The organism is Streptomyces sp. NPDC093586 (assembly GCF_044764905.1).
In the GTDB taxonomy this organism is placed as follows: Bacteria; Actinomycetota; Actinomycetes; order Streptomycetales; family Streptomycetaceae; genus Streptomyces.
Window position 1 is genome coordinate 292,675 of the sequence record NZ_JBIWJA010000003.1, and the last position, 25,364, is coordinate 318,038.

The 25,364-nt window shown below is 70.2% G+C and carries 19 protein-coding genes; 5 read left to right on the forward strand and 14 right to left on the reverse strand.

Features of this window, described 5'->3' with window-relative positions; translation table 11 throughout:
- Nucleotides 1-39: 39 nt before the first annotated feature.
- The 4 genes from ACIRFH_RS05335 to ACIRFH_RS05350 all read left to right on the forward strand — a co-directional run bounded on the left by ACIRFH_RS05335 (nt 40) and on the right by ACIRFH_RS05350 (nt 5,052).
- A complete protein-coding gene (locus ACIRFH_RS05335; RefSeq protein WP_403517204.1) occupies nt 40-1,800 on the forward strand; it encodes an ABC transporter substrate-binding protein in 1,761 nt (586 codons plus the stop codon).
- Between the two features lie 99 nt (nt 1,801-1,899).
- Nucleotides 1,900-2,880, forward strand: coding sequence for an ABC transporter permease (locus ACIRFH_RS05340; RefSeq protein WP_403517205.1), 981 nt, complete (start codon nt 1,900-1,902; stop codon nt 2,878-2,880).
- Between the two features lie 67 nt (nt 2,881-2,947).
- On the forward strand, nt 2,948-3,985 hold the full coding sequence (locus tag ACIRFH_RS05345) for an ABC transporter ATP-binding protein (protein WP_403517206.1): 1,038 nt from the start codon (nt 2,948-2,950) through the stop codon (nt 3,983-3,985).
- A 26-nt stretch (nt 3,986-4,011) separates the two neighbouring features.
- Nucleotides 4,012-5,052 carry an ABC transporter ATP-binding protein gene (locus ACIRFH_RS05350; protein WP_403517207.1) on the forward strand — a complete coding sequence of 347 codons (1,041 nt, stop codon included), beginning with the start codon at nt 4,012-4,014 and terminating at the stop codon, nt 5,050-5,052.
- A gap of 139 nt (nt 5,053-5,191) precedes the next feature.
- Here the strand turns inward: ACIRFH_RS05350 and ACIRFH_RS05355 are convergent, their stop codons facing one another.
- The 8 genes from ACIRFH_RS05355 to ACIRFH_RS05390 all read right to left on the reverse strand — a co-directional run bounded on the left by ACIRFH_RS05355 (nt 5,192) and on the right by ACIRFH_RS05390 (nt 18,264).
- On the reverse strand, nt 5,192-6,304 hold the full coding sequence (locus tag ACIRFH_RS05355) for an ABC transporter ATP-binding protein (protein WP_403517208.1): 1,113 nt from the start codon (nt 6,302-6,304) through the stop codon (nt 5,192-5,194).
- Nucleotides 6,305-6,314: 10 nt separating this feature from the next.
- Complete coding sequence (locus tag ACIRFH_RS05360; RefSeq protein ID WP_403517209.1) at nt 6,315-7,376, reverse strand: ABC transporter ATP-binding protein; 1,062 nt, start codon at nt 7,374-7,376, stop codon at nt 6,315-6,317.
- A 10-nt stretch (nt 7,377-7,386) separates the two neighbouring features.
- Nucleotides 7,387-8,367: an ABC transporter permease gene (locus ACIRFH_RS05365; protein ID WP_403517210.1), complete on the reverse strand. Its 981-nt coding sequence runs from the start codon at nt 8,365-8,367 to the stop codon at nt 7,387-7,389.
- Nucleotides 8,368-8,457: 90 nt separating this feature from the next.
- Nucleotides 8,458-10,266 carry an ABC transporter substrate-binding protein gene (locus ACIRFH_RS05370; protein WP_403517211.1) on the reverse strand — a complete coding sequence of 603 codons (1,809 nt, stop codon included), beginning with the start codon at nt 10,264-10,266 and terminating at the stop codon, nt 8,458-8,460.
- 85 nt (nt 10,267-10,351) lie between these two features.
- Nucleotides 10,352-11,386: an ABC transporter permease gene (locus ACIRFH_RS05375; RefSeq protein WP_403517212.1), complete on the reverse strand. Its 1,035-nt coding sequence runs from the start codon at nt 11,384-11,386 to the stop codon at nt 10,352-10,354.
- A 704-nt stretch (nt 11,387-12,090) separates the two neighbouring features.
- Nucleotides 12,091-14,007 carry a translational GTPase TypA gene (typA, locus tag ACIRFH_RS05380; protein WP_403517213.1) on the reverse strand — a complete coding sequence of 639 codons (1,917 nt, stop codon included), beginning with the start codon at nt 14,005-14,007 and terminating at the stop codon, nt 12,091-12,093.
- 154 nt (nt 14,008-14,161) lie between these two features.
- Nucleotides 14,162-16,396, reverse strand: coding sequence for an ABC transporter family substrate-binding protein (locus ACIRFH_RS05385; protein ID WP_403517214.1), 2,235 nt, complete (start codon nt 16,394-16,396; stop codon nt 14,162-14,164).
- Nucleotides 16,397-17,133: 737 nt separating this feature from the next.
- Nucleotides 17,134-18,264 carry a glycosyl hydrolase family 18 protein gene (locus ACIRFH_RS05390; RefSeq protein ID WP_403517215.1) on the reverse strand — a complete coding sequence of 377 codons (1,131 nt, stop codon included), beginning with the start codon at nt 18,262-18,264 and terminating at the stop codon, nt 17,134-17,136.
- 123 nt (nt 18,265-18,387) lie between these two features.
- On the opposite strand from ACIRFH_RS05390, the gene ACIRFH_RS05395 reads away from it, so the two are divergent.
- Nucleotides 18,388-18,519 carry a hypothetical protein gene (locus tag ACIRFH_RS05395; RefSeq protein ID WP_403517216.1) on the forward strand — a complete coding sequence of 44 codons (132 nt, stop codon included), beginning with the start codon at nt 18,388-18,390 and terminating at the stop codon, nt 18,517-18,519.
- Here the strand turns inward: ACIRFH_RS05395 and ACIRFH_RS05400 are convergent.
- The 6 genes from ACIRFH_RS05400 to ACIRFH_RS05425 all read right to left on the reverse strand — a co-directional run bounded on the left by ACIRFH_RS05400 (nt 18,506) and on the right by ACIRFH_RS05425 (nt 25,261).
- Complete coding sequence (locus ACIRFH_RS05400) at nt 18,506-21,196, reverse strand: SpoIIE family protein phosphatase (protein WP_403517217.1); 2,691 nt, start codon at nt 21,194-21,196, stop codon at nt 18,506-18,508. The two genes, ACIRFH_RS05395 and ACIRFH_RS05400, sit on opposite strands and share 14 nt — an antisense overlap.
- A gap of 270 nt (nt 21,197-21,466) precedes the next feature.
- Complete coding sequence (locus ACIRFH_RS05405) at nt 21,467-21,898, reverse strand: ATP-binding protein (RefSeq protein ID WP_403517218.1); 432 nt, start codon at nt 21,896-21,898, stop codon at nt 21,467-21,469.
- Nucleotides 21,899-22,094: 196 nt separating this feature from the next.
- Nucleotides 22,095-22,517, reverse strand: coding sequence for a (deoxy)nucleoside triphosphate pyrophosphohydrolase (locus ACIRFH_RS05410; RefSeq protein ID WP_403517219.1), 423 nt, complete (start codon nt 22,515-22,517; stop codon nt 22,095-22,097).
- A 52-nt stretch (nt 22,518-22,569) separates the two neighbouring features.
- Nucleotides 22,570-22,761 (reverse strand): SPOR domain-containing protein, encoded by a 192-nt coding sequence (locus tag ACIRFH_RS05415; protein WP_403517220.1) that lies wholly within the window; start codon nt 22,759-22,761, stop codon nt 22,570-22,572.
- Between the two features lie 437 nt (nt 22,762-23,198).
- Nucleotides 23,199-23,951: a GntR family transcriptional regulator gene (locus ACIRFH_RS05420; RefSeq protein ID WP_403517221.1), complete on the reverse strand. Its 753-nt coding sequence runs from the start codon at nt 23,949-23,951 to the stop codon at nt 23,199-23,201.
- A gap of 146 nt (nt 23,952-24,097) precedes the next feature.
- On the reverse strand, nt 24,098-25,261 hold the full coding sequence (locus tag ACIRFH_RS05425) for a DUF4190 domain-containing protein (protein WP_403517222.1): 1,164 nt from the start codon (nt 25,259-25,261) through the stop codon (nt 24,098-24,100).
- Between the last annotated feature and the right edge of the window lie 103 nt (nt 25,262-25,364).

The window sequence follows — 25,364 nt, forward strand, 5'->3', positions numbered from 1 at the left end:
GGCCGGCCATCCCGTTTGCCCTCTTCTGGCAGGTGCCCTATGTCTTTCTCCCGTAGAAACTTCCTCATCGCCACCGGTGTGGTCGCGGCCTCGTCCTCGGTCCTGACCGCGTGCGGCAGCGGTGGTGGCGGCGGCTCCGCGTCGAACGGCGCCCCCAAGGTGTCCGGTTCCAAGACCATGGAGATCCCGGTCGGCACCAAGGCCGACTCCACCGGTCCGGCCCCCGAGGTCAAGGACGCGGTCAAGGGCGGGACGATCTACTCGATCGATCAGATCGACATGGACCACCTCGACCCGGCGCAGATCTACACGAGCACCGAGAGCGCCATCACCGTTCCGATCCTGCGCGGCCTGACCGGCTACAAGATCGACGAAAAGGGCGGCGCCACCCTGGTCGGCGACCTCGCCACCGACGCCGGCACCGTCAAGGACGGCGGCAAGACCTGGTCCTTCACGCTGAAGGACGGCCTGAAGTGGGAGGACGGTTCGGACGTCACCATGGACGACGTCCGTCACACCTTCGAGCGCCTCTTCGCCTCGTTCATCACCGAGGGTCCGCGCTTCGTCCAGCAGTGGCTCGAGGGCGGCGAGAAGTACAAGGGCCCCTTCGAGGGCAAGCACCTCGATTCCATCGAGATCAACGGCAAGACCGTCACCTTCCGCCTCAACGAGGCCCGCGGTGACTTCAACTACACCCTCGCGATGCGCGGTTACGCCCTGGTGTCCAAGGAGAAGGACACCAAGGAGAAGTACGACAAGCAGCCGTTCTCCTGCGGTCCGTACCGCATCGAGAGCCGCAGCATCGGCAAGTCGATGACGTACGTGCGCAATGAGCACTGGGACCCGAAGACGGACCCGATCCGCAACGCCTACCCGGACAAGTTCGAGTTCTCCTTCGGCTTCCAGCCGCTGGCGTCCACCGACCGTTACATCGCGGACAAGGGCAACGACCAGTACGCGGTGCCGATCCTCAACGAGGTCGCACCCGAGCGCGTCGCCCAGGTGCTCAGGAATGCCGACCTGAAGAAGCGCGTCCTCACCGCGATCGACACGGCCACCTACTACTGGCCGATCAACACCACCCGCATCAAGGACGTCAAGGTCCGACAGGCCATCAACTGGGCCTGGCCGCACCAGCAGCTTCAGACCATCCGCGGCGGCGCCTCCCTCACCGAGACCGCCACCACGATCTTCAGCCCGGTCACCCCGGGTTACGAGAAGTTCGACCTGTACGGCACGGACAAGAAGCCCGGCGGTGACCCGGCCAAGGCCAAGGCGCTGCTGGAGGAGGCCGGCAAGGTCGGCCAGAAGCTGGTCATCGCCTACCAGCAGTCGGACAACTCGGTGAAGCAGGCCGTCGCGATCAAGAACGCGCTGGAGGAGGCCGGCTTCAAGGTCGTCAACAAGCAGGTCGACAAGTCGACCTTCTACTCCCAGATCGGCAAGCTCGACAACGGCTTCGACCTGTTCGCCGCCGGCTGGAGCCCGGACTGGCCGAACGGCTACTCGGTCTTCTACCCCTGCTGGAGCGGCAAGAACATCGGCGACGGCCGCAACAACTACGCCCAGCTCAACGATCCCAGTGTGAACAAGGCGATCGACGCCGCCTCCAAGATCACCGACTCGGACAAGGCCAACAAGGCCTGGGCCGCCATCGACCGGCAGATCATGGAACTGGCCGCCCTCGTGCCCGACTACCACCCCATCCGCAACTGGATGTACGGATCCAAGGTCGGCAACGTCGTGTACGACGCCGGCAACACCTGCGTCGCGCTCTGCAAGCTCTACGCCAAGAAGTAAGCGCGCACCCCATGGGGCGGCCGTCCTGCACGGCCGCCCCGGTGGCCCACCCCCCTCCAACACCCCGGCGACGGCGCCCCGTCCGGAAAGTCACGCCCCATGTTCCGCTTCCTTGTCCGCCGAGTCACCGGCGCGCTGGTCATCCTCCTGATCATCAGCGCCGTGACCTTCTGGCTCTTCTATGCCATTCCGCGTGACCCTGCCATGATGTCCTGCGGCAAGAACTGCACCCCGGAGAACCTGGAGCAGATCCGGAAGAACCTGGGCATCGACGAGTCGATCATCATGCAGTACTGGCACTGGCTCGTAGGCGTCTTCGCCGGCCGGGACTACGGTGGCTACGGCTACTGCGACGCGCCCTGCCTCGGCTACTCCTTCGCCAACCGCGAGCCCGTCTTCGGCACGATCATGGATCGACTGCCGCTGACCCTGTCGCTCGCCTTCGGCGCGGCCATCGTCTTCCTGCTCGTCGGCATCGGCGCGGGCATGCTCGCGGCGGTCAAGCAGGGCAAGTTCCTGGACAAGTTCGCCAGCTCCGTCTCGCTGCTCGCTTCCTCGCTGCAGGTCTACTTCGTCGGCTACATCGCGATGTTCTTCCTGGTCTCGCAGCTCGGCATCCTGAGCCAGCCGTCGTACACGCCGCTCACCGAGAACCCGGCCGCCTGGTTCTCCGGACTGCTGCTGCCGTGGTTGGTGCTCTCGGTCATCTTCACCGCCAACTACACCCGTATGACGCGCTCGCAACTGGTGGAGCAGCTCAGTGAGGACTACGTCCGGACCGCACGGGCCAAGGGTCTGTCCGGCCCGAACGTCTTCTTCCGGTTCGCCTGGCGCGGGGCGATGGGTCCGATCGTCACCATCTTCGGCATCGACCTCGGCACCCTGATCGGTGGCGCCATCATCACCGAGTCGGTCTTCTCGCTGCAGGGCATCGGTAGGCTCGCCGTGCAGTCGGTCGACCAGAGCGACCTGCCCATGCTGCTCGGCGTGACCGTGCTCTCGGCCGGGGCGATCGTGTTCTTCAACATCGTCGTCGACGCCGTCTACGCCCTCATCGACCCGCGGATCCGGCTCGCCTGACCTCCGCCCGTAGTCGCCCTTCCCACCGCCCCACCCGGCTACCCCCCGCATCATCTGGAGCGTCCCCGTGACGAGCACCGACCAGCAGCCCTTCCTCTCCGTCCGGGACCTGAAGGTCCACTTCTCCACCGAGGACGGCATCGTCAAGGCCGTCGACGGGCTCTCCTTCGACCTCGCCAAGGGCAAGACGCTCGGCATCGTGGGCGAGTCGGGTTCGGGCAAGTCCGTCACCAACCTGACGATCCTCGGCCTGCACGACCGGCGCAGCACCACGATCGAGGGGGGGATCGTCCTCGACGGCAAGGACCTGCTCACCGCCACCGAGCGGGAGCTGGAACGCCTCCGCGGCAACAAGATGTCCATGATCTTCCAGGACGCGCTCGCCTCGCTGTCGCCGTACCACACCGTCGGCCGGCAGATCGGGGAGACGTACCGGAAGCACACCGGGGCGTCGAAGAAGGAGGCCCGGGAACGGGCGGTGGAAATGCTGCGGCGGGTGGGGATCCCGCAGCCGGACGTGCGGGTGGACGACTATCCGCACCAGTTCTCCGGCGGCATGCGCCAGCGCGCGATGATCGCGATGGCGCTGGTCTGCGACCCGGAGCTGCTGATCGCCGACGAGCCGACCACCGCCCTCGACGTCACCGTCCAGGCGCAGATCATGGACCTGCTGAAGGACCTCCAGCAGGAGTTCGGCACGGCGATCATCTTCATCACCCACGACCTCGGTGTCATCGCCGACATCGCCGACGACGTGCTGGTGATGTACGGCGGCCGGTGTGTGGAGCGCGGCACCAAGGAGGAGGTGCTGCGCGACCCGCAGCACCCGTACACGCTGGGCCTGATGAACTCCATGCCGAGCCTGGACGGCCCGGTCGACGTGCCGCTGTCGCCGATCCCCGGTTCGCCGCCCTCGCTGCTCAACCCGCCCTCCGGCTGCCGTTTCCACCCGCGGTGCTCCTTCGTCGAGAAGGTGCCGGGCGGGCTGTGCGCCGGCGAGCGGCCGCTGCTGGAGGTGGTGGACGGCCGGGGTTCCGCCTGTCACCTCACGCCGGCGCAGCGCAAGGAACTCTTCGCCGACTACGCCGGACACCGGCACAACTGACGTACAAGAGACGGGACTTCACCATCATGAGCAACGCGACACCGCTCCTGGACGTCAGCGGTCTGACCAAGCACTTCCCGATCAAGGGCGGTTTCCCGATCTCTCGCACGGTCGGTGCCGTCCACGCCGTCGACGGCCTCGACTTCCAGGTCGGCGAGGGCGAGAGCCTGGGCCTGGTCGGCGAGTCCGGGTGCGGCAAGTCGACGACCGGACGGCTGATCACCCGGCTGCTGGAGCCCACGGGCGGGAAGGTCCTCTACAAGGGCCAGGACATCACGCACGCCAACCGCAAGCAGCTGGCGCCGATCCGGTCCGAGATCCAGATGATCTTCCAGGACCCGTACGCGTCCCTCAACCCGCGCCAGACGGTCGGCAAGATCATCTCCGGTCCGATGGAGATCAACGGGATCGACCCGGCCGGCGGCCGGGAGAAGCGCGTGCGCGAGCTGCTGGAGATCGTGGGTCTCAACCCCGAGCACTACAACCGCTTCCCGCACGAGTTCTCCGGCGGCCAGCGCCAGCGCATCGGCGTCGCCCGCGCCCTGGCCCTCGAACCCAAGCTGATCGTGGCCGACGAGCCGGTCTCCGCGCTGGACGTCTCCATCCAGGCCCAGGTCGTGAACCTGCTGCAGAAGGTGCAGCAGGAACTGGGCATCGCCTTCGTCTTCATCGCCCACGACCTGGCCATCGTCCGGCACTTCTCCCAGCGCGTCGCCGTCATGTACCTCGGCAAGATCGTGGAGATCGCCGACCGCGACGACCTGTACGGCAACCCGCGCCACCCCTACACGCGGGCCCTGCTGTCCGCCGTGCCCGAGGCCACGGTGGAGGACACGCCCCGCGAGCGCATCCGGCTCGTCGGCGACGTGCCCTCGCCGATCAACCCGCCCTCCGGCTGCCGCTTCCGCACCCGCTGCTGGAAGGCGACGGAGAAGTGCGCCTCCGAGGCGCCGCCGCTGGTGCAGGTGGAGGGCAACAAGCCTGGTCACCTGACCGCCTGCCATTACCCCGAGACGGATGACGTACGCTCGTCCCGTGTCGTCGAAAGCCCCCAGGCGGCCGCCTGACAACACCCCTTTTCTGTCGGCACCGCCTGCGGAACGGACCTTCCAGGCCCATTGACCCGAGCCCGTGAACGTCCGCTCCAGGGAAACCGAGGGCCCGCGCCTCCCCAGGCGCGGGCCCTCGGTCTTGCCGTCGGGCGGCTCAGTCCTCGTCCGACTTCTCCAGCGCGGCCAGCGCCGGGTCCATGACGACGTCGTGTCCGCGGGCCGCGATCGTCGGCTCCTCCGGGAAGTGGCAGGCGGTCAGGTGCCCGTCGTGGTTGCCGTCGATCCGGACCAGCGGGGGCACCTCGCTCGCGCACTTGTCCTGCGCCTTCCAGCAGCGGGTGCGGAAGCGGCAGCCGGAGGGCGGGTTGATGGGCGAGGGCACGTCGCCGGCCAGGCGGATGCGCTCGCGGGGCGTGTCCTCCACCGTGGCCTCGGGCACGGCGGACAGCAGGGCGTGGGTGTAGGGGTGGCGGGGGTGGGCGTAGATGGAGTCCCGGTCGCCGACCTCGATCACCTTGCCGAGGTACATGACGGCGACGCGCTGGGAGAAGTGCCGGACGATGGCCAGGTCGTGGGCGATGAAGACGAAGGCGATGCCCAGTTCCTGCTGCACCTTCTGCAGCAGGTTCACGACCTGGGCCTGGATGGAGACGTCCAGCGCGGAGACCGGCTCGTCGGCCACGATCAGCTTGGGTTCGAGGGCCAGGGCGCGGGCGACGCCGATGCGCTGGCGCTGGCCGCCGGAGAACTCGTGCGGGAAGCGGTTGTAGTGCTCGGGGTTGAGACCCACGATCTCCAGCAGCTCGCGCACGCGCTTCTCCCGGCCGCCGGCCGGGTCGATCCCGTTGATCTCCATCGGACCGGAGATGATCTTGCCGACCGTCTGGCGCGGGTTCAGCGAGGAGTACGGGTCCTGGAAGATCATCTGGATCTCGGACCGGACCGGCGCCAGCTGCTTGCGCGAGGCGTGCGTGATGTCCTGTCCCCGGTAGGTGATCGTCCCGGCGGTCGGCTCCATGAGCCGGGTGATCAGCCGCCCGGTCGTCGACTTGCCGCAGCCCGACTCCCCCACCAGGCCGAAGCTCTCCCCCACCCCGACGGTCAGGTCGATGCCGTCGACGGCCTGGACCTGGCCGATGGTCCGTTTGACCGGGAAGCCGCCCTTGACCGGGAAGTGCTTGGTCAGACCGCTGACGTCCAGCAGCGGTTCCCTCTCCTGCCCTGCGGTGGTCCCGCGCGGGGCGGGGAGGACCAGGTCTTCCTTCATGTCTCCTCTTTCAGCCCAGCCGGGGCTTGATCTCTTCGGCGAAGATGGTCCGCTTCTGCTCCACCGTGAGGTGGCACGCCGAGGCCCGGTCCGGGCCGAGCAGCGGGCGTTCGGTGACGCAGCGGTTGCCGCCGACCCGGTCCTGGAAGGTGCAGCGCGGGTGGAAGCGGCAGCCCGCGGGCGGGTTGAGCAGCGACGGCGGGGTCCCCGGGATCGGCGTGAGCGGTGCGCTGAGGTCGGAGTCCAGCCGGGGCATGGAGTTCAACAGGCCCCAGGTGTACGGGTGCCGGGGTGCGCGCAGTACTTCCTCGGTGGTGCCGCGCTCCACCGCGCTGCCCGCGTACATCACCATGATGTCGTCGGCCATGTCGGCGATGACGCCGAGGTCGTGGGTGATGAAGACGATCGCGGAGCCGAACTCCTGCTGGAGGTCCTTGAGCAGGTCCAGGATCTGCGCCTGGACGGTGACGTCGAGGGCGGTGGTCGGCTCGTCGGCGATCAGCAGGTCGGGGTCGCAGACCAGGGCCATGGCGATCATGGCGCGCTGGCGCATGCCGCCGGAGAACTGGTGCGGGTAGTCCTTGGCACGCTGCGCGGGGTTGGGGATGCCGACCTTGCCGAGCATCTCCACCGCCCGCGCCCAGGCATCCTTCTTGGAGGCGCCGGTGTGCTTCATGAAGGGCTCGGCGATCTGCCGGCCCACCGTGTAGTACGGGGACAGCGCGGTCAGCGGGTCCTGGAAGATCATCGCGACCTTGTTGCCGCGGAGCTTCTCCAGTTCCTTCTCCGGGGCCGTCGTCAGCTCCTGCCCGTCCAGCAGGATCTCGCCCTCGATCTCGGTGAACATGGGGTTGTGCAGCCCGAGGATCGTCAGGTTGGTGACGGACTTGCCGGAGCCCGACTCGCCGACGATGCCGAGGGTGCGGCCCTTGTCCAGGTCGAAGGAGAGCCCGTCGACGGCGCGCACGACGCCGTCCTCCGTCCTGAAGCTGACGTGCAGGTCCCGTACCGACAGGAACGCGCCCGGGCCGGCCGGACGGGGAGCGCCGGCCTCCTTGGTCAAAGTGGTCACGACAGTGCTCCTAGGACAGCCGAACGCGCGGGTCGATGAAGGCGTAGGCGGCATCGACGAGGATGTTGAACAGCAGGATCATGGCGCCGCCGAACATCATCACGCCGAGCAGCAGCGGCAGGTCGTTGAAGGAGACGGCGTCCACGGCCACGCGGCCGAGACCGGGCAGTCCGAAGGTGTACTCGGTGATGATGGCGCCGCCGAGCAGGGAGCCGAGGTCGATGCCGAAGATGGTGACGATGGGTATCAGCGAGCCGCGCCAGGCGTAGCGGAAGAAGACGTACCGCCGGGACATGCCCTTGGCGCGGGCGGTGCGCACGTGTTCCTCCTGCAGTTGCTCGACCATGGCCGAGCGGGCCATACGCGTGTACTGGGCGGCGAAGATCGTCGACAGGATCACCCAGGGGATGATCAGTCCCGAGAACCAGGCGACGGGATCGTCGGTCACCGGGTGGTACGCGGGCCGGTCGAACATCTGGGTCTGGTAGACGAGGATCGCCAGGGCCAGCGGGCCGAGGAAGTAGATCTGCATCGAGCTGATCACCATCGCGCCGGCGGTGGCGGTCTTGTCGACCAGGGTGCCGCGCTTCCAGGCGGCGAGCAGTCCGGAGCCGAGGCCGATGAGCAGGAAGCAGACGGCGCCGCCCAGGGTGAGCGAGAGGGTGGTGGGCAGCCGGTCCAGGAGCGTGCCCCAGACCTGTTCGTTGGTGTGGTACGAGTAGCCGAAGCAGGGCGCCGGGCAGGGGCCCTGGTCGAAGTCGTCGCGTCCCATCACGAGCCCCTGGAGGAAGATCCAGAACTGCTCCGCGACCGGCTTGTCGAGGCCGAGCACGTGGTGGATGTTCTCGATCTGCGCCGGGTTGCACGTCTTGCCGCACATCAGCAGGGCCGGGTCGCGCGGCATGCCGAAGAACAGCAGGAAGGCGACGACGCTCAGCAGGAAGAGGATGACGACGGCGCCGATGATCCGGCGTACGAGGAAGCGCAGCATGGCTTGGTCAGCTCTCTGGCGTCGGCGGGCCGGGGACATCCGGGGCGGCCCCGTGTGACGGGGCCGCCCCGGAGGCCGGGCGGGCGGGGGTTACTTGACGTACAGACGGCGCGCGTCGACGCCGCTGATCACGTCGTCGTAGACCAGGCCGCCGATCTTGGAGCCGGCGATCTGGACCTGCTTGTAGTACGCGGTCGGGACGACGTTGACGACCTCCGTCAGGAGGTACTTGTCGAGCTTCTCCCACTCGGCCGCGGCCTTCACCGGGTCGGTGATGGTGTTGATGCGGTCGATCTCCTGGTTGACGTGGGGGTCGTTGATCTGCGAGTAGTTCTGCGCGCCCTCGGCGATCTGCCGGCCGTCGTACAGCGGCGGGAGCACGGTCGAGGCGGACGGCCAGTCGGCACCCCACGCGGTGTGGAAGATGTCGTAGTTGTTGTCGAGCTTGCTGACCTGGTCGTAGAACGTCTCGGCCGGGATCTCCTGGCGCTGGACGTTGAAGCCGGCCTTCTCCAGGCCCGCCGCCATGGCGGTGGAGTACTGCTGGCCCTCGGTGGTGTTGATGTAGCCGAAGGTCAGCTTCATGCCGACCTTGCCGGCCTCCTCCAGCAGCTTCTTGGCCTTGACCGGGTCACCCGCGGGCTTCTTCTTCTTGCCGAACGGGTCGAAGGCGGGGTCGTGGCCGCTGACGGTGGGGCTGATCAGACCGCCGGCGACCTCCATGGCCTCGGCGCCGCCGTAGGCGCGGACGAACGGAGTGACCGGAAGGGCGTAGGCGATGGCCTCGCGGATCTTCTTGTCCTTCATCTGCGCGTGGCTCATGTTGATGTTCACCTGGCCGACGTAGGGCTGGTAGCCCTTGACCGTGCGGTCCTTCATCTTCGGGTCGCCGAGGACCTTGGAGAGGTTGCCCGCGTCGACGGCGTTGCTGAAGCTGACGGCCGTCTGGTCGGCGCCGTTGTCGGCGAGCATCGCCTTGGTGGACTGCTCGTACTGGTAGTTGAAGGCGATGTTGAAGCCGTCCACGTACTGGTGGCGCAGCGGGTCCGTCTTCGGGTCCCAGTTGGTGTTCTTGACCAGCACCATCGACTTGCCGGACTTGAACGACTGGATCTTGTACGGGCCGGAGGTCATCGGCGCCTTGTCGTACTTCTGCTTGGTGTCGGCCTTCTCGGACACCATGGAGTAGCCGGCCATGGCCAGCGCGTACGGCAGGTCGGGGCGCGCCTTCTTGAAGTGGAAGACGACCGTCTTGTCGTCCGGCGTCTCCAGGACGGTGTCGGGGAGGTGCTTGCCCTTGTAGGGGCCGTCCGGGAGCAGCTTGCGGTAGTCGGCGCCGGAGGCGTCGGCCAGCCACTGCTGGATGTAGCTCGGGCCCTGGTTGATGAACGGCGCGAACATCCGCTCGAAGGTGTGGCGGACGTCCTTCGCGGTGATCGGGGAGCCGTCCGCGAACTTGATGCCGTCCTTGAGCGTGTACTTCCAGGTCTTGCCGCCGTCGGTCGTGGTGCCCGAGTCGGTGGCGAGGTCGCCGACCAGCAGGTGCTTGGAGCCGTCGTCGCTGGTCGCCTTGTAGCCGGTCAGTCCCCGGTGCAGCAGCTGGGCGACGGACATCTCGTCCTGCACGTAGATCTGCGCCGGGTCGAGGTGGGCGTACGTGTCGCGGGCCAGCACCGAGATGGTGCCGCCGGGCTTGGCGCCGGGCACCTCGGCCGCGGGGCCCTGGGAGTCGGCGGCCTTGCCGAACTCAATGGTGGACTGCTGCCGTTGGGCGTTCTTCTCCTGGTTCTTGTCCTTACCGCCGTCTTTGCTGCCGCCCTCGCTGCAGCCGGTGAGCACGAGGGCCCCGGCCGCTAGCAGTGCGAGTGTGGCGTGTATGTGGCGTCCGCCCCTGCTCATGTTTCTGTTCCCACCCATCTGTCTGTCACCAGTGCAACGAGAAGTGCCATCCGGTATCCGGGCGAGGACGCCCACAACCTTCTGGTCAGCGGGCCGACTTGGGATCGAAGGCGTCCCTGACCGAGTCCCCGAGCAGGTTGAACGCCACGATGAAGATGATCATCGAGATGCCCGGGAAGAACATGTACGTGATGTCGTTCTGCATCACGAGTTCGGTGGCGGCCTTGGAGAACATCTGTCCCCAGTCCGGCGTCGGTTCGACGATGCCCACGCCGAGGAAGGACAGACCGGCCTCGGCGGTCACGAAGTTGGGGAGCATGTAGGTCGACTGCACCAGGATCGGTGTGACCACGTTCGGCAGGATCTCCTTGCGGATGATCCGCCAGGGCGAGGCCCCGCTCACCTTGGCCGCCTCGATGAACTCCCGTTCCCGCAGGGCCAGTGTGGTGCCGCGCAGGATGCGCGCGAGGCTCATCCAGCCGAGGAACCACTGCACCGCGATCAGCGCCACCACCCGGACGTAGACCGGTGTCTCGTCGCGCGGGTCGACGAACAGGGAGACCACGACCGGCATGCTCGCGATGAAGAACAACTGGGCCGGGAAGGCGAGGAGGAAGTCGATGACGCGGCTGATGAGGTAGTCCGTCTTGTTGCCGAGGTAGCCGGCCACCACGCCGAGGACGATGCCGGTGAGCACGGTGGCCAGGGTGACCGCCACGGAGATCATCAGCGAGGTGCGGATGCCGTAGAGCAGCTTGGTGAAGACGTCGTAGCCGTTGCCGGGCTCCAGGCCGAACCAGAACTCGCCGCTGATGCCGCCGTTGGGCTGGACCGGTACGCCGGCGCTGTCGAACAGCTCGGGCCGCTCGTCGGCGTACACGGTGTACGGGCCCTTGCCGTACGCCTTGGAGATCAGCGGTGCGGCCAGTCCGATGACGAAGAAGAAGATGACGATGCAGGCCGAGAGCACACCGGTGCGGTCACGCTTGAAGCGGATCCACATCAACTGGCCGGGGGAGCGGCCTTCGAGCTTCTCGGCCGCGGGCTTCGCATCCGGCTTCGGTGCGCCGTCGGCCACGACCGACGTCCCGCCGCCCTCGATGCCGATAGGACTTGTCACAGTTCGCCCATTTCACAGGTGTGGGTGTGCCCGACCGGCGACCGGCGCAGGGTGTGCGCGATCGCGGTACGGATCATGAAGATGCGTCAGGGAGCCCCGAAGAAGACGGGAAACCCGCAGCCGGACGCGCGTAGCCGAGAGGGCGGACGCCCGTGGCCGGCCGGATCCTCAGGGCCGATCGCCGCGGGACGGTGGCCGGACGGCAGCAAGGAACTGTGACCGTGTGACCCACCTGGCGTGTGTGACACCGCGCATGGGACTCCTCCTCATGACTTCACGTGTTCACCGACGGGAGGGGGTACACGTCCTGCTTCCGACACCCCTGACGGAAGACCGGACACCCCCTGGTGCTCGTGAGTCGAGCGCTGTCCCCACAGCGCGAGACCCATTGACCCGAGCGCTACGCGGCTAACTATCTGCCATGACCAGAAGGGCCGACCACCGTCTTTAAATCTCAATTCAGTCACAGCTGCCAGGTCGATCTTCCAAAATCTGGACAAACTGTTCGGGACGAGAAGGCCGCGAAACGGACGTGTTACCTGCCTATCGGGCGTCGATCACCGCGTTTCGGGCACCGGAGGGCTCGCGGAGGGTCCCGGGAGGACGTCCCGGTCCCGGAAAAGCGGTTGAAAAAAGCCCGGGTGCCCCGTGACGGGGGCACCCGGGCCTCGCTGTGCGCCGACTGTCCGCCGGCGCCCGGTGGATCAGCCGTGCTTGGCGCGGCTCGCGGCGCGGGCGCGCTCGCGGGCGTCCAGGTTCACCTTGCGGATGCGAACGGCCTCGGGGGTCACCTCGACGCACTCGTCGTCGCGGCAGAACTCCAGCGACTGCTCCAGCGAGAGCTTGCGCGGCGGGACGATCGCCTCGAACGAGTCGGCCGAGGACGACCGCATGTTGGTGAGCTTCTTCTCCTTGGTGATGTTCACGTCCATGTCGTCGGCGCGGGAGTTCTCGCCGACGATCATGCCCTCGTACACCTCGGTGCCGGGCTCCACGAAGAGGACGCCGCGCTCCTGCAGGTTCGTCATCGCGAACGCGGTGACGGCGCCGGAGCGGTCGGCGACCAGCGAACCGTTGTTACGGGTCGTCAGGGTGCCGAACCACGGCTCGTGACCCTCGTGGATGGAGTGGGCGATGCCGGTGCCGCGGGTCTGGGTCAGGAACTCCGTGCGGAAGCCGATGAGGCCGCGGGAGGGGACCACGAACTCCATGCGGACCCAGCCCGAGCCGTGGTTGGACATGTTGTCCATCCGGCCCTTGCGCACGCCCATGAGCTGCGTGACGGCGCCCATGTGCTCCTCGGGCACGTCGATCGTCATGCGCTCGACGGGCTCGTGCGTCTTGCCGTCGACCTCCTTGGTGACGACCTGCGGCTTGCCGACGGTCAGCTCGTAGCCCTCGCGGCGCATCTGCTCGACCAGGATGGCCAGCGCCAGCTCACCGCGGCCCTGCACCTCCCAGGCGTCCGGGCGGTCGGTGTCCAGGACGCGGAGCGAGACGTTGCCGATCAGCTCGCGGTCCAGACGGTCCTTGACCTGGCGGGCGGTGACCTTGCGGTCCTTGACGGCCGCCTTGTTGTCGGCGCCCTTGCCGGTGGCGCCGCGGCCGACCAGCGGGGAGGTGTTGGTGCCGATGGTCATGGAGATCGCGGGCTCGTCCACCGTGATCAGCGGCAGCGGGACCGGGTTCTCCGGGTCGGCCAGGGTCTCGCCGATCATGATGTCCGGGATGCCGGCGACCGCGCAGATGTCACCGGGGCCGGCCTTCTCGGCGGGCTTGCGGGTGAGCGCCTCGGTCATCATCAGCTCGGAGATCCGCACGTTCTGCACGGACCCGTCGCGCTTCATCCAGGCGACGGTCTGGCCCTTCTTCAGCTCGCCCTGGTGCACGCGCAGCAGCGCGATACGGCCGAGGAAGTTGTCGGCGTCCAGGTTGGTGACGTGGGCCTGGAGCGGGGCGCCCTCCTCGTAGGTGGGGGCCGGGATGTGCTCCAGGATCGTCGAGAAGAACGGCTCCAGGCTGTCCGAGTCGGACGGGACCGTGCCGTCCTCCGGCTTGGTGAGCGAGGCGACGCCGTCACGGCCGCAGGCGTAGACGATCGGGAACTCGATCTGCTCCTCGTCGGCGTCCAGGTCGAGGAAGAGGTCGTACGTCTCGTTGACGACCTCGTCGATCCGGGCGTCCGGCCGGTCCGTCTTGTTGATGCACAGGATGATCGGCAGCCGCTGCTGGAGCGCCTTGCGGAGCACGAAGCGGGTCTGCGGCAGCGGGCCCTCGGAGGCGTCCACGAGCAGGACGACGCCGTCGACCATCGACAGACCGCGCTCGACCTCACCGCCGAAGTCGGCGTGGCCGGGGGTGTCGATGATGTTGATCGTGATGACGTCGCCGCCATCCTTCGGGTGGTACTTCACCGCCGTGTTCTTGGCCAGGATCGTGATGCCCTTCTCACGCTCCAGGTCGTTCGAGTCCATCATGCGGTCGTCGACGGAGTCGAGCTGGTGCGCGGCGAAGGCACCGGCCTGCTTGAGCATCCCGTCGACGATGGTGGTCTTGCCGTGGTCGACGTGGGCGACGATGGCGACGTTGCGGATGTTGTGACGCGTAACAGACACAGCCATGTGTGGCGTACTCCCGGAGGGTGTGAGGACGGCCCTCGCGGACGTCCGTGTCACGCGGGCCTGCCGGGCGATGCATGCCACGGCCTCACCCAATGGTACGGGGCCGCGAGGGCGGGGGCTTGCCGGGCCGTGTCCGGGGGCCGGGAGCGCCCTCTCAGGACGTCGGGCCCGCCGACCGCGGCGCGCCCTCGGCGCCCTTCTTCAGGAAGCCCATGTCCTCGTAGACCGGGGTCCCGAAGCCGAAGGCGCCCGCGTTGGCGAGGTTCTTGCGGGCGGCGGTCAGCTGCGGGCGCTGGTAGAGGGGGAGGGAGCCCGCCGACGCCCAGATCCGCGAGTCGGCCTTGCGCAGCAGGTCGCGGGCCTCCTTCTCGTCCAGCGTGGCCAGGGCCTGGTCGAAGAGCTGGTCGATCTGGTCGGTGCCGACCCGGGTGTAGTTCTGCGCGACGTTCAGGGAGCCGTCGGCGGCCGGGACGGGCTTGGCGTAGATGGGGCGGGCGTCGGTGGCGGGGAAGGCGGTGGCCGGCCAGGAGTAGAGCGCCAGGTCGTACTCGCCGGAGGCGATGTGGTCCTTGAAGTAGCTCTCGTCGGACACCTTGGTGATGTCGGTGCCGATGCCGATCTTCTTCAGCATGCCGGAGACGCGGTCGGCCACGGTGCGCAGCGTCTCGGAGCCGGGGCCGGTGGGGAGCACGAAGCGCAGGGTGAGGGCCTTGCCGTCCTTGGCCAGCGGCTTCACCGCCGAGCCCGATCCCGCCGGGGCGGCGGTGCCCTTGGGGGCGTAGGCGCCGGGGGCGCCGCCCCGGGCGGTGTTCTTCCCGCTCCGGTGCTTCTCGCCGCTCTCCCGGTCGGACTCCTCGTTCTTGTTGTCCTCGCCGACGATGTAGGTGCCGTCGTCCTCGGCGTCCTCGGAGTTCTCGCCCTTCCGGCCGTCCTCGGACTTCTCGCCCTCGGCGCCGGCCGCCTTCTCCCCCTTCTTCCGCTGGTCCACGGGCCCGCCGGACACCCACCCGGCGTCCGCGAGGAGGGCGCGGGCCTCCTTGACGTCCTGGTCGCCGAGCGCCCCGCTGTTGTCGGCGTACACGGGCTGGCCGGCCAGGGCGAGGTGGCTGCCGACGGGCTCGGCGGGCAGGCCCAGCGGGCCCAGGACCGCCTTGGCCAGTGCCCTGCGGTCCAGGGCGCGGGCGACGGCACGGCGGACGCGTTCGTCGGCGAGGGGGCCGTCGGCGCCGTTGAGGGCGAGCTGGGTGTAGGCGGGCTCCAGCGACTTGCGCAGCTCGAATCCGCGCAGGGCCTGCTGCCGGCGCCGCTCCTTCTCCGCCGCCTCGCGGCGCTTCTCGCGGGCCAGGGTCTCCTCGTCGGCGTCCTCCTCGTCGGAGCCGTTGGCGACGGCCCAGGAACGCAGGTCGTCCGCGGCGGACCGCTTGCCGTCGGAGCCGGGCTGCGGCGTACCGCCCGGGGCCGGGCTGCCGCTCGCGCCCATGACCGGGGTGCCGGTGCCCGCGTCCCGGGGGCCCGCGGCCAGCGAGACCTGCTCGGCGGTGTCCGGGTCGAGCTCGGCCAGGTCCACCTCGCCGGCGGCCAGCGCGGAGACCCGCTTGTCGCGCGGTACGGAGCGCAGCACGATCTCGGAGAGCTTGGGCTGGTCGCCCCACCAGCGGGGGCTGCGGGTGAGGACGATCTCGTCGGCCTTGGTGTCGACCTTCTTGAGGGAGAAGGGCCCGGCGGTGACCTTGAGCCTGCGGCGGGCCCCGTCGTTGAAGGAGTCCGGGGTGCCCATGACGTCCTTCGGGTACAGCGGTGTGAACAGCGACTTCCAGTCGGCGTAGGGACGGCTGAAGGTGACCTTGACCTCCAGGTCGTTGTCGCCGCGCTCGATCTTCTCGATGCGGTCGTAGCCGGCGTTGCGCGCGGTCCAGTAGGCGCTGTCCCGGCCGGACAGGGCGCGCCACTGGGCGGCGAAGTCGGCGGCGCCGATCTCCCGGCCGTCGCTCCAGACGGCCTGCTGGTTGAGCTTGTACAGGACGACCTGCTTGGGCTCGGTGCCGACGACCTTCGCGGACTCCAGGTAGTCGGGGTTGCGCACCGGGCGGCCGGTCGCGTCCGTCCGGTACATCGAGGGCAGCACGGCCTGCGCGACGCGGGCCGTGGTGGCGTCGGCGTCCGACTGGAAGGTGTTCAGGGTCTCCGGCACGGAGTCCACCGCCCAGTGCAGGGTGCCGCCGTCGGCGATCCGGGCGCGGGCCGCGAGGGCGATGTCCTGCCCGGCGAGCGGCTTCCCGGCGGGGTCCTCGGAACTGCAGCCGGCCAGCACGGGGAGCGCGAGCACACCCGCGGTGAGGAAGGCGACCGAGCGCGTGACCGCGCGGGGTCCGACGCCGACGTGGGACATCTCTGCTACCTCCGGAAGGCCGCGGGGTGGTGATCACGTCCGTGGTGATCGGTTCCACGATGATCGCTTTTGCGGTATTTGGAGTTGATCATTTGTATCCGTGCGATATGCGGCCACTGAAGAGGAAACGGTTCGGCGACGCGGGGAGACACGGCGGCGGCGGTGCGCAAGGCCACCCGTGCGGCGCAACGCGCCGCCCCGCTCAGCGCACCGCCCCGCGCACCGGTACGTCCCGGGTGATCGGTGCACGCCCTCCCCGCGGCAGGTGCGACGTGCGGCACCCACAGGCGCGGGAACGGCGCCGCCCGGGTCCGGCCGCGTGCCGGGCCCTGCGGGGGCGGGGTCGCCTCGGGCCCGTGCACGACCGGTCGTCCCCGCGGCGCCGCCTCGCCGACCTGTCCCGGCCGGCGGACCGCCTGGCACAGCGGCTCGGCGGCTACGGCCCGGAGACGCACCGGGTCCGCACCGTCGCCGGCCACCCGCGGGAGAGCGTCGCGCCGCCGCGGGCGGCGGCCGCCTCCTCCGGTGCGGCCGGGCGGCCCGGTCTCGTCCCGCTCCCCGACACGCCGTACGACGGCTCCCCGTGGACGGGCTCGGGCGAGTTTCCTCATGCGGGTCGCCGAACCGGACGCGCACCTGCTGGACGCGGCGCGGAGACCGGCCTGGACCGCGCGTACGACCCGCTGGTGCGGCCCGGGGAGAAGATCAGGCGCCGCTCGCGGGCCCCGCGGGTCCGCTCAGCGCACCCAGCCGTCCCGGTACGCCGCCCAGTCCTCCTCCGTCGCCGCGAAGTCGATGTACGCGGCGACGCCGAACCGCTCCCGGCCGGCGTCCGTGCGGGACAGGCCCAGGCGGACGCCGCGGACGGCGGCGGCGACGGTCTCGGCGTGACTCCAGTGGCCGAAGCGGTTCTCGTGGTAGAAGGGCAGGCCCATCAGCAGGTGGGTGGTGGGCGGCGTGACCTCCAGGGCGAGGGAGGTCTGCTGGGCGACGTAGCCGCCGTACAGGCTCTCCAGCGGCTGCATGGTGTCGTACGACATGACGGCGATCTGGTCGACGCGGCGCGCGACCTGGCCGAAGAACTCCTGCGACCACCACTTGGGGTGCCCGGCGACCGTGCCCCAGAAGGAGTGGAAGCCGGGGAGCGGGTCGATCTGGTGGGCGGCGACGGAGAGCTGCGCGTCCCGGGCCCGGGTGACGGCGCGTACGTCGTCCAGGAGGGAGAGGTAGTTCCGGTCGCCGGAGTGGAGCGGCTCCAGGTCGAGGTGGACGCCGTCGTAGCCGACGTCCAGGACCTGGCGGGCCGAGTCGACGACGGCGGCCCGGGTGGCGGCCTCCTCCAGCCGCATGCCGTCGGGGCTCTCGGTGGCGAGGACGTCGCCGAGGAAGGCCTGGACGCGGACGCCGGGCATCTCCCGGTGCACGGCCTCCGTCAGCCAGCGCGCCCGTGGGTACAGCGACGCCGGCAGGGTGCCGTCGTGCTCCATCGGGCCGGTGTGGACGTACAGGTCGCGGATGCCGGTCGTCCTCAGGTCGCGGGCGAGGGCGGTGAGGTCCGCGTCGTCCTTGCGGCCGTCGACCCAGGCGTGACCGAGCCAGATCGCGTCGCGGTCGCGGGTGTACGTGCCGTCGGCGGGGTCACCGGCGTAGTTGACGCGCAGGGCCGTCTCGGCGGCGAGGAGGGGGACGAGCAGGACCAGGAGGACGACGAGGGCGGTGCGGCGGACGCGGCGGAGGCGTTTTCCTCTTCTCGCCCTCCCACCCGCGTCACCCGTGCCGCTTCCGGTGTCGGGTGCGGGTGGCTCCTGCGGGGCCTGGTCGCCGTCGGCGGCCACCGGTTCGGTGGTCTTCGGCTCCGTGTGCTCCACGGTGTTCCCCTCCCTGTGACCGTCCCCGGTCGCGGTGACCCGATCCGGCGCATACGCTCCGAGCGTGTTGCCAGCGGGGACGACTCGAACCGGTGTTCCGGTTGCGGTCCGGGGTGCGGCGCGATGATCTCCACCGACCTGGTGCCGCCCCTGGTCACGGCCGGGGCGGCGCTGCTGCTGGCCGGCTGCGCCCGGGCACGCCGCATCCGGCGCACCCGGACCCGTACGACACCGGGACGCGTCAGAAGAGGCTGAGCAGGGCCTCCGCCGGGTCGGTCAGCGGGGTGTCGCCGCCCGGCAGGGGCAGTTCGAACCACACCGTCTTCCCGCGCGGCGTCCGGCGCGAGCCCCAGGCCGCGCTGAGCAGGCCGACCAGCTGCAGGCCGCGGCCGCCCTCGTCGGTGTCGCGGGCGCGGCGTCGACGGGGCTGGACCAGGCCGGAGTCCCAGACCTCGCAGACCAGGGTGCGGTCGAGCAGGAGGCGGAGTCTGATCTCGCCCTCGCCGTACCGGAGCGCGTTGGTGACCAGCTCGCTGACCAGCAGCTCGGTGGTGTCGACCAGGGGTTCCAGGTCCCAGCTGAGCAGCTGGGCGCGCGCGTACTCGCGGGCCCGGCCCACGCTGCGTGGTTCGCGCGGCAGGGTCCAGTCGCCGACGGACTCGGCGGGCAGGCCCTGGACGCGGGCCATCAGCAGGGCGATGTCGTCCTCGCCGTGATGGGAGCCGAGGGTGTGGAGGACCTGGTCGCAGACGTCCTCCAGGGGGCGCGTCGGATCGGTCAGCGCGCCGACGAACGCCTGGAGACCCTCGTCGAGGGGGTGGTCGCGGCTCTCGACCAGGCCGTCCGTGTAGAGCGCGAGCAGGGAGCCCTCGGGCAGTTCGACCTCGACCTCCTCGAACGGCTCCCCGCCGACGCCGAGCGGCAGGCCCGGCGGGACGTCCAGCATCAGCGCGGCCTCGCCGGGCTCGACCAGGACGGGCGGCAGGTGGCCGGCGTTGGCGAAGGTGCAGCGCCGGGTCACCGAGTCGTAGACGGCGTAGACACAGGTCGCCAGGTACACCTCCGAGAGGTCCTTCTCGCGGGGGCGGCGGGCCGCGCGCGTCGCCTGCTGGACGCCTCCCCCGGTGCCGAAGGCCTGGGAGGGCCCCCCGGGGGCGCCGAGGCCGCGGGCGATCTCGTCCAGGTGGGAGAGCACTTCGGCCGGTTCGAGGTCGAGCTGCGCCAGTGTCCGTACGGCGGTGCGCAGTTCGCCCATCGCGACGGCGGCGCGCAGTCCGCGTCCCATGACGTCGCCGACGACCAGGGCGGTGCGGTGACCGGGGAGTTCGATGACGTCGAACCAGTCGCCGCCGACCTCGCTGGACCGGCCGGTGGCCGCGTTGCCGGGCAGGTAGCGGCAGGCGATGTCGAGTCCGGAGGCCTCCGGGTCGCCGGGCGGGAGCAGGGAGCGCTGGAGGATCAGCGCGCGTTCGTGCTCGCGCCGGTAGAGGCGGGCGTTGTCGATGCAGACGGCGGCCCGCGCCGCCAGTTCCACGGCGAGGTCGCGGTCGCGGTCCCCGAACGGCTCGCTGCCCTTGGTCCGGGCGAACTGCGCGAGTCCCACGACCGTGTCGTGGGCGACCATCGGGACGGCGAGCGTGGACTGCACGAGGCCGCCGTCCTCGGCGGGCACGGAGCGCGGACGGGCCGTGCGCAGGGCGTCCGCGCAGGGCGAGTTGAACGGGTAGTGGTGGACGGCACCGAGCTTGACCCGCTGCCCGGCGCCGTGGAAGGGCGCCTCGGAGACGGCGCTGGAGAAGGCGACGCGGCGCAGTTCGGCGCTGCCGTCGGCGAGGCCGGGCGGGGTCTCGTCGCCGACCAGCAGGCCCTGGTAGAGGTCGACGGTGGCCAGGTCGCAGAAGCCGGGGACGACGACGTCGAGGAGTTCGCGGGCGGTGGTCTCCAGGTCGAGCGAGTTGCCGATGCGGGCGCCCGCATCGTTGAGGAGGGCGAGGTTGCGCCGGGCGGCGGCGGCCTCGCGGGCGGCGGCGCGGCGGGCGGTGATGTCGGTGCCGAGCCAGGCGATGCCGATGGGCCGGCCCGAACCGCTGTGGACCCGGTAGAGGTTGACGGACCAGTGGCGGCGCTCGTCGGAGCCGGGCACGAAGCCCGTGACGTGCATGTCGGTGATGGACTCGCCGGTCTCCAGGACCCGGCGCAGGGTGGCGGACACGCGGTCGGCCTCGGCGCGCGGCAGGTAGTCGTGGACGCCCTTGCCCCGGTGGGCGTCGGGCGTGCCGCCGAAGACGGAGGCGAACCGCTGGTTGGCGCGGCGCACCCGCAGATCGGGGTCGATCAGCAGGAAGCCGAACGGAGACTGGCCGAAAATGGCCTGGGAGGCGGCGAGGTCCGTCTCGATGCTGCGCAGGGTGCGGACGTCGACGACGATGCAGACGGCGGCCTTCTCGCCGTCCTCCGTCCGCGTCGGCATGACGTACACCTCGGCGAGCCCGCGCGGTCCGCGCCGCTCACGCTCCCCGCCCCCGGTGCGGGCGGCCGGTGCCCGGAAGGGGACCACGCCGGTCCACTCGCGTCCGTCGAGGATCTCGGCCATCTTGCGCTGGCCCCGTTCCCGCAGGTCGGGGTCGATGAACGTCTCGATGGGGTCGGTGCCGACGGCGTGTTCGGCGGGGATGCCGAGCAGTTGCTCGGCGCGCAGGCTCCACTGGTCGACGAGACCGTCGGGGCCGATGGAGAAGGACGCGACCTTGATGTAGTCGTACATGGAGCCGGGCGGGCTGCTCTGCCACACGGCGTCACCGGACGGCACGTCACCGGGCGGGCCCCCGCCGGGTCCGGCGCCCGTCGCGCTCCCGGCCGCGCCCGCGGCGCCGGCCCGGACAGCGTCCGACGACCCCTCGGACTCCGTGGCCCTCGCTGGTATCTCGCTCACGCGAACCGTCCCCTCCAGCTCACCGCGTCCGGCACCGGTCACCGGGGGCGGCTGCCCGCAGTATCCAGCACTACGGCGCCGCACAACACGGTGTTCACGATCACAGCACGGTCCCGATGCATTTCGGTCCGGACCGTGACAGCACTCCCAGTCTTCTAACCAGCGGACACGGCATCGAATCACGCGCGTCGGCGACTGCCACCGGCCCGAAGGGGCAGGCCGACGGGACCGCACCCGATGTCGGGACATTTCGGTGCGACCACGGCCACGTCATTCCGGCACCGCGAGCTCGAACCAGACCGTCTTGCCGGCCTCCGCGGGTCGCGAACCCCAGCGGCGGGCGGAGGAGGCCACCAGGTACAGCCCCCGGCCGCTCTCGTCCTCGGGCCGGGCGGCCCGTTCACGGGGAGGGTCGGGGAGCGCGTCGGAGACCTCCACGAGCAGGACGCCCGGCAGACCTCCGGGACGGTGGACGAGACGGACCCCGACGGGGCCCGTGGCGTGCCGCAGGGCATTGGTGACCAGCTCGCTGACCAGCAGGGCGGCGATGTCACCGACACCGTCGAGGCCCCAGCCGCGCAGCCGGTCGCGGACGAGGGAGCGCGCGGTCCGCACGGTGTCCGGCTCCCCCGGGAAGACCCACTCGACGCAGTCGCCTTCGGTCCTGATCACGCCGCTCACTTCCCCGACCTGCGACCCCACCCTGTCCGGTTTCGTAGGATTAATGGGCCCATACCCGATTCGGAGGCCCGATACCGTCCAGAGGGGAATCCCGGGGCATCTCGTAATATCTCCACATCTCCGGGCGTCTTTGTTCATCCTGGAAGATCTGGAACATCTCAGGACACATGGGCGCGTGGAAGCACCGCCGGCCCACGAGGCGCCCGCACCGGCTCCCCTACGCGCCCCGCGCGTCGTTCGCCTCCGGTGCCAGGTGCGCGAGCGCCCGCTCGACGGCCGGTACGTCCTGGTCGAGCCAGGGCACGTCCCAGATCTCGGCGGGGGTGAGCCAGCGCAGGACGTCGTGGTCCTCGAGGGGTTCGGGAGCGGCGGAGCCGGGCAGCAGGCGGGCGGTCCACACCTGGAGGACGTACGGAGGTCTCAGCGGCCACTGCCCCGGGACGCGCTCGCCGGTCTCGGCCGCCACACCCAGCTCCTCGCGCAGCTCACGCACGAGGGCCGCCTCGGGCGTCTCGCCCCTCTCGACCTTGCCGCCGGGCAGCTCCCAGCGTCCGGCCAGCTCGGCCGGCGCGCTGCGCCGGGCGGCGAGCAGGCGCCCGCCGTCGATCAGCGCGGCACCCACCACGATCCGTTCCGTCATGCGCCGGAGCCTAGTCGCCCGGCCGGGCCGGCCGTCGCGGTGGTGCGCCGGGTCAGTCGGCCGGGCCGGTGGTGTTCGGGCCGAGTTTCTCGATCCAGTAGAGCTGTTTGTGACCCCGGCCGTCGAGGGTGTCCGCGATCCTCTGGGCCTCGGCCCGGGTCGCGTACCTGCCCACGCGGTAGCGATTGCCGTTGTCGTCCTGGCGGAAGACCAGCCAGGGAAGAGTGACCGTGCTGTCGTTCATCGCGCCCCTCCGCTTCCCACCCCGCGGCCCCCGTCACACCCCGCTCGCCGAGGAAACCGCAATCCGCATATGCCCGAGCCTACGCCTAACCTTTACGCAGCGAATACGGTTTTTCACAAAGAGGTACGCATCCAGCCAGAATGCAGGGGGCGCGCGATACCCGATGCGCCCTCCTGTGGCACCGATGCTTCCGGTCAGGGGCGTGTCCGGCAGGACGGAGGCGACCTGCAGGAACGACCGAAACGACGCGGTGCGGGCCGGTGGCCCGGACCGCGGAACACGGTGCCGACGCGGGCGAGGGGGCGCGAGAGGCGCACGGAGGCGTGCGCCATCTCGCAGAGCGGGCGGGTCCGTCGGCGGCGGACACCCCCGGAATTCGCCGACGGACCCGGACCCAGCTCGACGGGAAGGGCCCTGTCCGACCGGCCGGAGGGGCCCTACTTGACGGGCAGGTGGTACGCCACCCGGTACCGGTCGGCCGGGACGACCACGTCGGCCGTCTCGACCGCGCGGCCGGAGGCGTAGAAGGTGCGCTGGACGACCAGGACCACGTGTCCGGGGACGCCGCCCAGGGTGAGCAGCTCCTCGGCGAGGCCGGGGCGGGCGCCGACCTCCTCGGTGACGTTGTCCACGACGACGTCGATGGCGGCCATCCGCTCGACGACGCCCATGCCGCCGAGCGGGCCCTCCTCGGGCAGCATCACGGGCGTGCGGCCGGTGAGGTCGAGCGGCTCCCAGGAGGTGGAGAGCATCATCGCCTCGCCGCCCTCGCGGAAGACGTAGCGCGTGCACATCACCCGGTCCCCGGGCTTGATCCCGAGCCGCTCGGCGACGGCGCCGCTCGCCTCGGCCTGTTCGCTGCGGGACTCCCACGTGCCGCGGACCCCGGCGTCGGCCTGCTCCTGGCGGAAGGGCGTGGCGTCACCGGCCGGCCGGTATCCGGAGCGGGCGATGCGCCGGGGCACGGGCCGCTCGCGCACATAGGTGCCGGAGCCCGAGCGGCCCTCGACCAGTCCTTCGGCCATGAGCACCTTGCGCGCCTCCAGGGCGACGGTGTCCGAGACGCCGTACTCCTCGCGGATCCTGGCCTGGGAGGGGAGGCGGGTGTGCGGCGCCAGCAGGCCGTCGACGATCTTCTTGCGGAGATCACCCGCGACGCGCAGGTACGCCGGCTGCTCACCGATTGTCACTGGCCGCTCCCATCAGGTTGTACAGACAGCAACAGCGTGGCAACCGTAGGTTGTGCCAGGCAAGCAAAGGCCAGAGAATCACTCGATGTGATGACGTGTGCCGCCGGGGGCTTCACGCAGGCACTTTCTCCCCCCTGTGGACGCCCTCACACCTCCATGCCGGTGCCGTCTCCCCCGTGGCCGCCCTCGTCCTCGTAGACCGGCGGTGTCGTGGACAGCCCCAGGGCCTTGCGCGCGGTGACCGTCGTGTCGGCCTCGACGAGGTCGAAGCCCTTGTCGTAGTGCTCGTAGTACGTGTCGACGTCGGTGGCCTCGGCCGCCAGGCTCCATTCCCTCTGCGCCTCGTCGAGGTCCTCGAGCAGATCGGTGACCTGCCGCTCGGACCCCGCGGGCCAGGTGTGCCCGCGCAGCATCCCGGTCTCCCGGGTCAGCGCCTCGGACACCTGCCCCGCCCAGGTCCCGTACGCCGGGAAGTCGTCCTCGACGGACTCGGCCTCGGGCATCTCGTCCATGGCCCGGTTGAGGACGCCCTCCGCCAGCAGGTAGGCGTGCTGGTGCGGGTCGAGCGTCATGGCGTCCTTGCGCAGCGAGCCGGTCAGCGTGCCCCGCTCGTCCGTGTTGCCGAACAGGCAGGTGACCTCCCGGTCGCCCATGCGCCAGCTCTGCCGGGTCGGCGTCAGGTAGTACACGTCGACGTCCGCGGGCAGGGCCCAGCGGTCCATGGCGTAGGTGTCGTGGAGCGCGTAGCACCGGTCGTCGGCGGACCGGGTGATCTCGACGTCGCCGGGGTAGGAGCCGCCGGGCAGGTCGAAGGCCGCGAACACCTCGCCGTCGTGCTCCTCGGCGCAGGGCACCACGTCGACGTCGTAGGCGACCCCTTCCAGGGACCCGCCGGGCGTGGTGAAGCACTCGCCCTTGGAGAGCGCGTACGCGGTGCCCTCGCCCCGCGCCGCGTCCCTGAAGCCCTGCCAGAAGTCGGCGGCGGCGCCCGTGGAGAGCGACACCACCCACAGCGCGAGGCCCACGGAGGAGAGCACGGAACCGGCCACGGCGAGCCCCTTGCCCCGCTCGCCCCTCCTCCTGATCTGCCGCAGGGCGACCAGCCCCAGCACGAGTCCGACCGCCGGCAGGAAGCAGAGCACGCCGAGGACGAGCGCGGCGATGGCCACACCGTTGACGGGCGCCTGCCGCGGGTACGCACCGTAGAGACCGCCCCAGACCGGCTGGGGCTGCTGCGGGGCGTACGCCCCCTGGGGGTAGGGCCCTGGGGAGTACGGTCCCTGGGGGCCGGTGGGCGGCGGTATGGACACGGGTGCCGTACTCCTGATCCGTGCGGCGGCGCGGAAGGCCCCGCGGGGTGGGAGCGACCGTCCGGAACGCACGGCCGCGTGACTGACCGCATGGTATGCGCGC